An 11,134-nucleotide genomic window follows, 5' to 3' on the forward strand; every position below is an offset into this window, starting at 1 on the left:
AGAGGTGAACAGCATGCATATTGCAATGAGAGGGATTCATAAAGCCTTTGGAGCAAACCGTGTACTAAGGGGCGTGGATTTTGAATTACATGAAGGTGAAGTTCACGCACTAATGGGGGAAAATGGAGCGGGGAAATCTACGCTGATGAATATTTTAACCGGCCTTCATAAAAAAGATCAAGGGCAGATTCTGATTGATGGCAAAGAGACGTATTTTCAAAATCCAAAAGAAGCAGAACAAAACGGAATTACCTTTATTCATCAAGAGCTGAACGTTTGGCCTGAAATGACGGTGCTTGAGAACTTATTTATCGGCAAAGAATTAAAAACGCCTTTAGGTTTTTTAAAAACAAAAGAAATGAAAGCGTTAGCAAAGAAGCAGTTTGAAAAATTAGCTGTGACCATTCCTCTTGACCAAGAAGCGGGACTTTGTTCTGTAGGACAGCAGCAAATGATTGAGATAGCCAAAGCGCTGATGACGAATGCAAAAGTCATTATTATGGATGAGCCAACCGCAGCGCTTACTGAAAGAGAAATTCAAAAGTTATTTGACGTAATTAATGCGCTGCGAAAACAAGGTGTATCGATTGTCTATATTTCACATCGTATGGAAGAGATTTTCGCTATTTGTGATTCCATTACGGTCATGCGTGACGGACAGACGGTAGACAAAAAGCCGATTCCAGAAACTAGCTTCGATGATGTTGTTCGCAAAATGGTAGGAAGAGAACTAACAGATCGATTTCCTGCTAGAACTTCTCCTAAAGGAGACGTTGTATTTGAAGCAAAAGGCTTAGAGAGAAAAGGTGTCTTTCAAGACGTTCATTTTTCAGTGCGATCAGGAGAAATTGTTGGCGTTGCGGGGCTAATGGGAGCTGGCAGGACCGAGATTATGCGCGCTATCTTCGGGCTTGATCCGTTAGAAAAAGGCGAAATTATCTTAAATGGAAAGCGTGTCAACATCACAAAGCCCGATCAAGCCATCAAATTGGGTCTCGGCTTTATTACAGAAGACCGTAAGACAGAAGGGCTCGTCCTGGATTTTTCTATTCGAGAAAATATTGCGCTTCCAAGTCTATTCAGCTTTTCGCCAAAAGGATTTATTGAACAAAAAAGCGAGCAGCAATTTGTAGATTTACTTATTAAACGTTTAACGATCAAAACCGAGTCGTCTGAGACGAGTGCGGGTAACTTATCGGGAGGAAATCAGCAAAAAGTAGTTATTGCCAAGTGGATTGGCATTGGACCAAAAGTGCTGATTTTAGATGAACCAACTCGAGGAGTTGACGTCGGGGCAAAACGTGAAATTTATCAGCTTATGAATGAACTGACAGACAGAGGCGTGGCCATTATTATGGTGTCTTCAGAGCTTCCCGAGGTACTCGGCATGAGCGATCGCATTCTTGTTGTGCATGAAGGAAAAATAACGGGTGAACTGACAAGTGAAGAAGCAACTCAAGAAAAAATTATGACATTTGCAACAGGGGGTCAGTAAAATGAAAGCAAACACAGCGATAAAAGAAAATCGCGTTGATAACGTGATGCAAAAGCTAGGTCCGTTACTAGGTCTATTTATTCTTATTGTCATTGTATCAATTTTAAATCCAAGCTTTTTAGAACCTTTAAATATTTTAAACTTGCTGCGTCAAGTAGCCATTAATGCTTTAATTGCATTCGGTATGACGTTTGTCATTTTAACGGGCGGAATTGATTTATCGGTTGGCTCTATACTTGCTCTGTCAAGTGCGTTAATGGCTGGTATGATAGTGTCAGGCGTAGATCCTATTTTAGCTATTTTAATAGGATGTGTGTTAGGAGCTGTAATGGGTATGATTAACGGCTTGCTTATTACAAAAGGAAAAATGGCGCCGTTTATTGCGACGCTAGCGACGATGACAATTTTTAGAGGGTTAACGCTTGTTTATACAGATGGAAATCCGATTACGGGCTTAGGCGAAAACTATTACTTCCAGTTATTTGGTCGCGGCTATTTTCTAGGTATTCCTGTTCCGGCGATTACGATGATACTAGCATTTGCTGTCCTATGGGTGATTTTGCATAAAACGCCGTTTGGCCGCAGAACATATGCAATCGGGGGAAATGAAAAAGCAGCATTTATTTCAGGAATTAAAGTACCAAAAGTTAAGGTTATGATCTACTCACTAGCAGGATTATTGGCAGCGTTATCAGGAACGATTTTGACTTCTCGTTTGAACTCTGCTCAGCCAACGGCAGGTACGTCTTACGAGTTAGATGCTATCGCTGCAGTAGTACTGGGTGGAACAAGCCTTTCTGGAGGACGTGGACGCATTGTTGGAACGTTAATTGGTGCGCTGATTATCGGAACGTTAAACAACGGTTTGAACTTACTCGGCGTTTCGTCATTTTACCAAATGGTCGTAAAAGGAATTGTTATTTTAATCGCGGTATTAATTGATCGCAAAAAGTCAGCTTAGGAGGGAAAAACATGAAGAAAATTTGGCTCGTGCTATTATCATTTTCATTATTACTGTTAGGGGCTTGTTCACTTCAGCCTCCTGAGTGGGCGAAACCATCTGAAAGTAAAAATTTAAAAGATATTAAAATTGGTTTATCCGTTTCTACATTAAACAATCCGTTCTTTGTTTCGCTAAAAGAAGGGGTACAAAAAGAAGCAAAAAAACTTGGCATGGAAGTAGTTGTAGTAGATGCTCAAAATGATTCAGCCAAACAAATTAACGATGTAGAAGATTTAATGCAGCAAGGTGTTAACATTCTGCTTATTAACCCAACGGATTCAGCTGCTATTTCAACAGCTGTACAATCGGCTAATAATGTAGGCATTCCAGTTATTACGCTAGATCGTTCAGCAGAAAAAGGAAAAGTAGAAACACTGGTAGCTTCAGATAATGTAAAAGGTGGTCAAATGGCTGCTGATTACATTGTGAAAAAAGTAGGGGAAAAAGCTCAAGTAGCAGAACTTGAAGGCGTGCCGGGAGCTTCAGCAACTCGTGAACGAGGAAAAGGGTTCCACAACGTTGCAGATCAAAAGCTAGATATTACGGCTAAACAGTCGGCTGATTTTGACCGTACAAAAGGCTTAAACGTTATGGAGAATGTTCTTCAAGGAAATCCTGGTATCAAAGCCGTATTTGCTCATAATGATGAAATGGCATTAGGAGCTATTCAAGCGATTAACAGCTCAGGAAAAGATGTGCTAGTAGTAGGGTTTGATGGAAACGACGATGCAATTAAAGCGGTAAAAGAAGGGAAGCTAGGAGCAACTGTAGCCCAGCAGCCTGTTTTAATTGGTAAACTTGCTGTAAAGTCTGCTAAAAATGTTCTTCAAGGCAAAAAGGTAGATAAGCAAATTCCAGTGCCTTTAAAACTAGTAACCTCTGACAAATAATAGTTTTATACGTGTGTAGAAAAAAGACGCTCATTTGATTTATGGGCGTCTTTTTATGTATATAAAGTGTAAAAAAGAAGTGAAAAAGTCACAACTTTATAAATAGTGTAGGAATTATGTAGGTGGAATTTATGTAATAAAAAGTAAAAAACACCGAAAAAAGACGGTAAAACACATAATTTTCTGTGAAAAATTTGTAATATACCTGTAATAATAAGCGTTTATTTCTATTTTCAAAGAGCAATTTTGCCCTGTTTATGACAAAAATATATCTTTTTTAATAAACAGTAAACCTCTCTATCAAGGGATTCTGGGGATGAATTCCCAGAAAGAGATTCTTGGTTATACAGATTATGGGAAACTTTTAACTGTATTGTAACATAAACAGATAGTTTTTTATGGTATAACTATGTCTATGAGGAAAGGGGACTATTACTTTATGAAAATTTTTAAGCGTATGACTCTTGCAGCAGTCACAGGAATTTTCTTCATGACCGGCATCACAGAGACTCACGCCCAATCGAATGAAGAAGCGCTCCAGAGTACTGAAAATAAAATTAAAGAAACAGAAAAGGCTGTTCAACAAAAAGAGAAAGAGAAACAGTCTATCAATTCAGATGTTCAAAACATTCAATCACAATTAAATTCATTACATACAGTAATCTCTAGCAATAAAAAAGAGTTAGCATCGACTGAAAAGCAGATTTCAGAAGCGAACAAAATGATTGAGAAAAAGAAAAAAGAAATCGTTTTGCTTCAGGAAAAAGTGTTAAGTCGTAAAGATATTATTGAAAATCGATTAGTTGCTTTACAGCAAGACGATAAAACAAGCGTTGTTATTGATACATTAATGAATGCTGATAACTTTGGAGATTTTGTTGCACGTATGGGTGCTGTCACAACTTTATTGTCAGCAGATAATGATATTTTAAAGCAGCATCAAAATGATTTAGATCAAATTGAAAAAGATAAAAAAGAAATTGATAAGCAAGAAAAAGTATTAGAAGCAGCAAAAGGTAGCTTAGCGGCTAAACAAGCTGAATTAGATAAAAACGTTGCTAAACAAACAGCAACGTTAACAACTATGCAAGAAAAATACAGCACGGTCGTAAATGAAATCGATGCAGCTTCTTCAGAAAAAGCAAACCTTCAGTCTGAATTAACAGGCATTCAAGATAAGATTGCAAAAGAAAAAGAAGCAGCTCAAAAGCAAGCTGAGCAAGTGGCAAAACAGCAGGCAGCTGAAAAGGCTGAGGCTGATGCAGAAGCAAAGCGTCAAGCTGAACTGGCAACAGCTAAAAAAGAAGTAAAAACAGAGCCAAAACAAGAAGTAAAAACAGCTGCGGCTACAGAGAAGAAAGCATCCGTTTCTTCAGAAGCAAAAGAAACGAAAAAAGAAGAAAGCACACAAAAGCATTCTGGAAAAGAAATGTATGTAGAAGCAACAGCTTATACAGCTAATTGTGCAGGCTGTAGCGGAGTAACAGCCACTGGACAAAATGTAAGTTCAGGCACTCATAAAATTATTGCGGTAGATCCATCCGTTATTCCATTAGGTTCGAAAGTATATGTAGAAGGATACGGAGTGGCAACAGCAGGTGATACGGGCGGTGCGATTAAAGGATATCGAATTGACGTATTAGTACCTTCCGAGTCAGCTGCAAAAGCATTTGGACGTCGTACAGTGAAAATTACGGTGTTAAATTAAAGAAATAGACTGGAACAAAAATATTTTAGTTGCAGGAAAATCCGAACGATGAATCGTTCGGATTTTTTCATTGTTGTAGTGAACGTAGGTTTCATCTAGTTAGTTGCTTCTAGCTGTTGATTGGAGAGGAAGGTGAAGACTCCCGAGGGAAAAGAGGAAGTGATGAGACCCCGCAGGAGTGTACGCGACGAGGATGCTCATCGGTCGCCCGCGGAAAGCGAAGCCTTGCATGGAAATCAACAGTGGTGTCACAAGTGATCTATACCAGCTCATTACTTCCATTTGTTCGTCTTCGGATTAGGTGGATGGAGTTATGTCTCAATCACTTTTTTGCATGTTTGGTGAGCAAGTTGCTAGCTAATCTATACTCTTTTCGTTACTATACAATAAAGTAAATGGAAGAAAAGGAGTGGGTAAAATGAAGATAGTCGATCCAGCGGTACAAAGTGCAAAAGACAATTATCATTTGTTAACAGGTGTCGTCATTCCCCGGCCGATTGCGTTTGTTACAAGCCAAAACGATGACGGTGTAGTGAATGCCGCGCCGTTTAGTTTCTTTAATGTAGTTGCGGCAGAGCCTCCGCTGATTGCTGTTTCGGTTTCGAGAAGTGAAGGTCAAATGACGAAAGATACGGCCAAAAATATTAGTGTATCTAAAGAATTTGTAGTTCATCTTGTAGACGAAAACTTAGTGGAACAGGTGAATCAAGCGGCATCTTCTTATCCTTCTTCCGTCAGTGAAGTCGAAGAAACAGGATTAACACTAGCACCGAGCAAAAAAGTGCAGGTTCCTGGAATTCAAGAAGCCAGCATTCGGATGGAATGTAAGCTTCACCAAATTGTTCCATTAGGAACGGATGAGGCATACAGCTCAGATTTATTTATCGGTGAAGTTGTGATGTTTCATATTAGTGAAAAAGTGATAGAAAACGATCGCGTTTCTGCAGAACGTGTGAAGCCAGTCAGCCGACTTGCGGGTTCTAACTATAGTAAATTGGGGCAATTATTTTCCTTAGAACGTCCCAAATAAGCAAGAAAGTGTTACTTATGTAGCAAAAAAATAGTATACATTGGATTTTTTTAAATAAGCGATTGTGTTCTGTTTCAACAACGACAGTACATTCGCTTTTTTTCATGAACGAAAAAGTTAATAGAAACCATAATAACAAAATCAATTTAGAAAAAGGCAAAAATGTAAGGTTTTTGCCTTTTATATTTACCATTGAGGAAAAGGGTATTCATTCATATAATTTAGATTAAGTAAATTGTATACGCTTTCAATATACAGAATTATTTTTCAATAATTCTCTCGAGAAAGAATCATGAGCGTTTACAAAAAAACTTGCCACGCTAGGAGACGAGATTATAGGAGGGGTATTCATTGAAACGTTGGTTTAGTTTAATCAGTTTTGCACTCATTTTAACCCTAGTACTTGCAGGATGCGGAGGAAAGTCCGCTAATGAAACAAGTGGTAGCGGTGGAAAAGAAGTTGTTGCATGGGCTTGGAATATTAACGTACCGGTATTAAAGAAAGCAGCAGCAGAATACCAAAAAGAGAATCCAGGGTTTAAATTAAAAGTAGTGGATATGGGACGTGAAGACGTTTATTCAAAATTAACAACAGGATTGCAAGCTGGCGGAAAAGGCCTTCCTGATATTGTATTAGTAGAAGACGATCGTTTCCAAGGATACTTGGATGCATTTCCAAAAGCATTTTTAAACCTATCTAAAAAAGGATTTGATAAGCAAGAAGATAAGTTTCCAGAGTTTAAGAAAGCTCTTTTATCAAAGGATGGGGACATGTACGGCTTCCCGTTTGATGCAGGTCCAACAGGCGTTTTCTACCGCACAGATTACTTTGAAAAAGCAGGCGTAGATCCAAACAGTATCAAAACATGGGATGATTACATTGCGGCTGGTAAGAAAATTAAAGAAAAAGTTGGCGTTGATTTACTAGGTTTAGATTTTAATAATGACGATGGCTTATTCCGAATGGCGCTGACGCAGCAAGGTACGTTCTATTTTAATAACAAAGGAAAGTTGAATTTAACTTCTAAAGAAGCGAAAAAAGCAATGGAGTTAAATAAGAAGTTAAAAGAAGCAGGCATTGTTAAAAATACAGTGGGTTGGGATGCTTCAATCAGTGCTTTAGCAGAAGGTAAAGTAGCAAGTTCACCATCTGGTGCTTGGCTATCCGGTTCTATTACGCAGCAGGCTCCGGATTTAAAAGGAAAATGGGGAGTGTTTTTATTACCTTCGTTTGAAGAAGGAGGCAACCGTGCTTCTAACTTAGGCGGAAGCAACTATGTGATTTCAGCAACTAGTCAAAAAGCAGATGAAGCGTACAAATTTATGGAGTATTTCTCAACAACGGATAAAGTTCAAGAAGAAGCGATGAAGGGCGGATTATTCCCGTCATTAAATACCGTATATTCTTCAAAATTATTCACTGCACAAGATGAGTACTTTAACAATCAAACGATTTGGAAAACATTCGCAGATGAAATGAAAGATATTAAGCCGGTTAACTTTACGGGCAATTACTCAGTTGCAAACAGTGAAGCAGTCAAAGCTGTGTCAGAAGTAACAAATGGTAAGGGCGTTACAGACTCGCTTGAAGCAGCTCAAAAACGCTTAGAAAACCGAATTCAAAAATAATCAAGAAGCATAGAAGGTGATTTCTAGAAAATTGCCTTCTATCTCTTCTTCTTGCGGTACTAGGAGGTCATCATGAAGATAAATAAATCGTTGCCTTACTTATTTATTGCTCCAGCACTTTTTCTGTTCGCGCTGTTTACAATCTACCCTATTTTTTCATCGTTTGTTTTAAGCTTTCAGAGTATGGAAGGCGGAAAGTATGTATTTACCGGGTTATCAAACTATACACGTTTGCTCGGAGGTGATATTTTCTGGAAAGCGCTTGGAAATACGGGTATTATTTTAATCGTTCAAGTACCCGTTATGATTTTATTAGCGCTTGTACTAGCTAACGCTTTAAACAGTCAGCTTTTAAGACTAAAAGGTTTTTTCCGAGTTTCTTTTTTCTTGCCGGCGGTAACGTCACTAGTTGCCTACTCTATTTTGTTTTCAATCATTCTTCAAGATGAAGGAATTATGAATACTATTTTAGGATTTTTCGGTATTGATGCCATTCAGTGGCTGGGAGATCCATTTTGGGCTAAAGTCTCAATCATCGTTGCGATGACTTGGAGATGGACAGGTTATAACATGGTTATTTTTCTAGCAGCTCTTCAAAGTTTATCTCATGAAGTTTACGAAGCAGCTGATTTAGATGGAGCAAATCGTATTCAAAAGTTTTTCCACGTAACGGTTCCACAATTAAAACCCGTTATCTTGTTCGCTACTATTTTATCGACAATTGGTACGCTTCAATTGTTTGACGAACCTTTTAATTTAACAAAAGGCGGCCCTGCTGATTCAACGATGACGCTAGGCTTATATATTTATCAAAATGGCTTTAAATACTTTGATTTTGGATATGCTTCAGCCATTGCGTACGTTGTTGTATTATTAGTTGGTATTTTAACGTTCTTCCAATTTAAATTTACGGGTGATAAATCATGAGTGTATTAGAGAGAGTAGAAGCAACCGCAGTAGCTACCGTGCCTAAGGTTAAAAAGAAAAGTAACATTATGCGCAAAATAGGATTATACAGCATGCTTGGGCTGTTCACGATTATTTCTATTTTTCCTTTTTACTGGATGATTATCGGCGCTACGAATGAATCAGGAAAAATGTTTACAAACCCTCCAACGCTGAAGCCTGGCGATCAATTTATGACAAATCTACAAAATTTAAATGCTTCAATTGATTTAGGGCGCGTCTTTTTTAACTCAGTATTTGTTTCAGTCGTGTATGTGATTGTAGCTTTAATGGTCTGCTCCACAGCTGCATATGCGCTATCTAAATTTGAATTCAAAGGCCGAAACGCAATTTTCACTACGCTTTTATTGTCTATGATGATTCCATATCAAGCAACGCTCATTCCGCTTTTTCAGCTGATGTCGAATTTTAATTTGCTTGATACGTATTTTGCACTTATTGTTCCGCAGCTGTGCTTTCCGTTTGCTATCTTTTTATTACGTCAGAACTTTTTAGCTTTTCCAACAGAACTTATTGAAGCAGCTCGTTTGGACGGAGCTGGAGAGATGAGAATCTTTTTAACCATTGTGCTTCCTTCTATGAAGCCTGCTATGGCTGCAGCAGCTATTTTCTTATTTATGACACAGTGGAATAACTTTATGTGGCCTCTAGTTGCGACTACATCTAACGAAATGGCTACATTGCCAGTTGCTCTTTCAAGCTTAATTGGCTTATCGATTATTGATTACGGTCAAGTAATGATGGGGGTAACGATTGCAACCATTCCAATCATTGTATTTTTCCTGGCACTTCAGCGTCATTTTATTTCAGGAATGCTTGGAAGTGCAGTAAAATAAAAGCAGAAGCTCCTACTATAGGAGCTTTCTCAATGAACAGGGGGAGAGAAGATGGGAGAAATACCTGTAGGAGTTCAGCTTTATACGCTGCGTGAAGAAACGAAAAAAGATTTTAAAGAAACTCTTCAAAAAGTAGCTGCATTAGGATATCAAGGAGTAGAATTTGCAGGGTATGAAGGACATACAGCGCAAGAAGTAAAAGCATGGTTAACGGATTTACAGCTGAAGCCAGCTTCTAGTCATGTCCCGCTTGAACAATTAGAATCTAATTTAGCACAAGTGCTTCACTTTGAACAGCAAGTTGGCAATTCACATATTGTTTGTCCTTATTTAATGCCTGAACGTCAAACGGAAAAAGGGTATTACGAACTTATTGATTCTTTAAATGATATTGATACGTATTGTAAAAAAGAAGGCATGTCGTTTAGCTATCATCATCATGATTTTGAGCTGAAGAAATTGTCAACTGGAAAGTCAGCTCTCCAAACAATCTTAGAAGAAACTGAGGTAAACGTAGAGCTGGACATTTATTGGCTGACTAAAGCAGGCGAAGATCCAGTGGAATGGATGAAGCATTATCAAAATCGGACGCCTTTCATCCATTTAAAAGATATGACAACAGACGGCGAGCAATTTTTTGCTCCTCTTGGTACCGGAGGAGTAGATGTGAAGGCTGTAATGCAAGAAGGACATAGAGCAGGCGTAAAATGGTGGATCGTTGAACAAGATCAATGCAAAGAAAGTCCTCTTAGCAGTATTAAAAAAAGCTTAGCATATATCAAATAAAAAACGAACAGACAGCGTCTGTTCGTTTTTTTATTGATAAGCTGGAGTCCACTCAATTTCTCCGCACTTATTCGTATAATCAATATTTACCTCAAAGTTATGTTTTTCATAAAAATGAATTAATCTTTCGAGATGATCCCAATCGCGCTCAGCGATATCGCCTTTAATGACATGAACATTTTGATCAACCGCTACTTCTTTTAAATAATTCATACATACAGAGCCATATCCCTTATTAGCGGGCCCTTTAATGTCACCAATAAAAATCGTGTGATTATCTTCATATACGCCATCGATGGCAAAATCCCAAGCCCCTCTATAGGCTTTTGTACATTCATTTAGCATAATTTTACATGCGTTTCCGTCATTTTGTGCCGATACAATAACTAACTGATTATCTTCAGGCTGATCGACACCAATAACTTCATACTTTTTAGCAATTTCTTTTAAATTATCCTGCATGCGAAATAGCTGAAACTCTAAATCATCAAGTGTTTCTTTTAGTTCTTCTGCATTCTGGTTTTTTTCTGTAAGCTGAGTAAACATTTTATACTCCTTTCCGTCTGTTTTCGGTCTAAGTGCGCCTATGACAAAGAGGACACGGTGTATAAAGCGAAACTTTATTTAGCAAAGTATCTACCTTAGTAAAAATATAAAAAGGAAAGAACCTGATTTGATTGATTATTCATCAAAACGGCTGCTTTCCTTAACATTCACTTTTAAATTTTTCACAACGTGTATAAGGGTAACAAAGACTCATTAATTTTGTCAATAAGGTTGTAAGTCTATTT

The 11,134-nt window shown here is 38.0% G+C and carries 10 protein-coding genes; 9 read left to right on the top strand and 1 reads right to left on the bottom strand.

Annotated features, from left to right (window positions below; all coding sequences use genetic code 11):
* The first annotated feature begins 13 nt into the window (after nucleotides 1–13).
* The 9 genes from JNUCC25_RS04755 to JNUCC25_RS04795 all read left to right on the top strand — a co-directional run bounded on the left by JNUCC25_RS04755 (nucleotide 14) and on the right by JNUCC25_RS04795 (nucleotide 10,343).
* Nucleotides 14–1,495 (top strand): sugar ABC transporter ATP-binding protein, encoded by a 1,482-nt coding sequence (locus JNUCC25_RS04755; RefSeq protein WP_013055632.1) that lies wholly within the window; start codon nucleotides 14–16, stop codon nucleotides 1,493–1,495.
* A 1-nt stretch (nucleotide 1,496) separates the two neighbouring features.
* Nucleotides 1,497–2,456: a ribose ABC transporter permease RbsC gene (gene rbsC / locus JNUCC25_RS04760; protein WP_407728301.1), complete on the top strand. Its 960-nt coding sequence runs from the start codon at nucleotides 1,497–1,499 to the stop codon at nucleotides 2,454–2,456.
* Nucleotides 2,457–2,467: 11 nt separating this feature from the next.
* Nucleotides 2,468–3,388, top strand: coding sequence for a ribose ABC transporter substrate-binding protein RbsB (gene rbsB, locus JNUCC25_RS04765; protein ID WP_013055634.1), 921 nt, complete (start codon nucleotides 2,468–2,470; stop codon nucleotides 3,386–3,388).
* 439 nt (nucleotides 3,389–3,827) lie between these two features.
* The gene (locus JNUCC25_RS04770) at nucleotides 3,828–5,096 is read left to right on the top strand and encodes a 3D domain-containing protein (protein ID WP_013055635.1); all 1,269 of its coding nucleotides are present in this window, start codon (nucleotides 3,828–3,830) and stop codon (nucleotides 5,094–5,096) included.
* A gap of 418 nt (nucleotides 5,097–5,514) precedes the next feature.
* A complete protein-coding gene (locus JNUCC25_RS04775; RefSeq protein ID WP_013055636.1) occupies nucleotides 5,515–6,126 on the top strand; it encodes a flavin reductase family protein in 612 nt (203 codons plus the stop codon).
* Nucleotides 6,127–6,477: 351 nt separating this feature from the next.
* Nucleotides 6,478–7,755, top strand: a complete 1,278-nt coding sequence (locus tag JNUCC25_RS04780) for an ABC transporter substrate-binding protein (protein ID WP_013055638.1) — start codon at nucleotides 6,478–6,480, stop codon at nucleotides 7,753–7,755.
* A 72-nt stretch (nucleotides 7,756–7,827) separates the two neighbouring features.
* Nucleotides 7,828–8,682, top strand: coding sequence for a carbohydrate ABC transporter permease (locus JNUCC25_RS04785; protein WP_454222851.1), 855 nt, complete (start codon nucleotides 7,828–7,830; stop codon nucleotides 8,680–8,682).
* A gap of 68 nt (nucleotides 8,683–8,750) precedes the next feature.
* On the top strand, nucleotides 8,751–9,557 hold the full coding sequence (locus JNUCC25_RS04790; RefSeq protein WP_013055640.1) for a carbohydrate ABC transporter permease: 807 nt from the start codon (nucleotides 8,751–8,753) through the stop codon (nucleotides 9,555–9,557).
* Nucleotides 9,558–9,608: 51 nt separating this feature from the next.
* Entirely contained in the window at nucleotides 9,609–10,343 is a 735-nt protein-coding gene (locus tag JNUCC25_RS04795; RefSeq protein WP_029324878.1) for a sugar phosphate isomerase/epimerase family protein, read from the top strand.
* Between the two features lie 30 nt (nucleotides 10,344–10,373).
* Here the strand turns inward: JNUCC25_RS04795 and JNUCC25_RS04800 are convergent, their stop codons facing one another.
* The gene (locus tag JNUCC25_RS04800) at nucleotides 10,374–10,889 is read right to left on the bottom strand and encodes a GNAT family protein (RefSeq protein WP_013055642.1); all 516 of its coding nucleotides are present in this window, start codon (nucleotides 10,887–10,889) and stop codon (nucleotides 10,374–10,376) included.
* Nucleotides 10,890–11,134: the final 245 nt, after the last annotated feature.

This window comes from Priestia sp. JNUCC 25 (genome assembly GCF_053667915.1).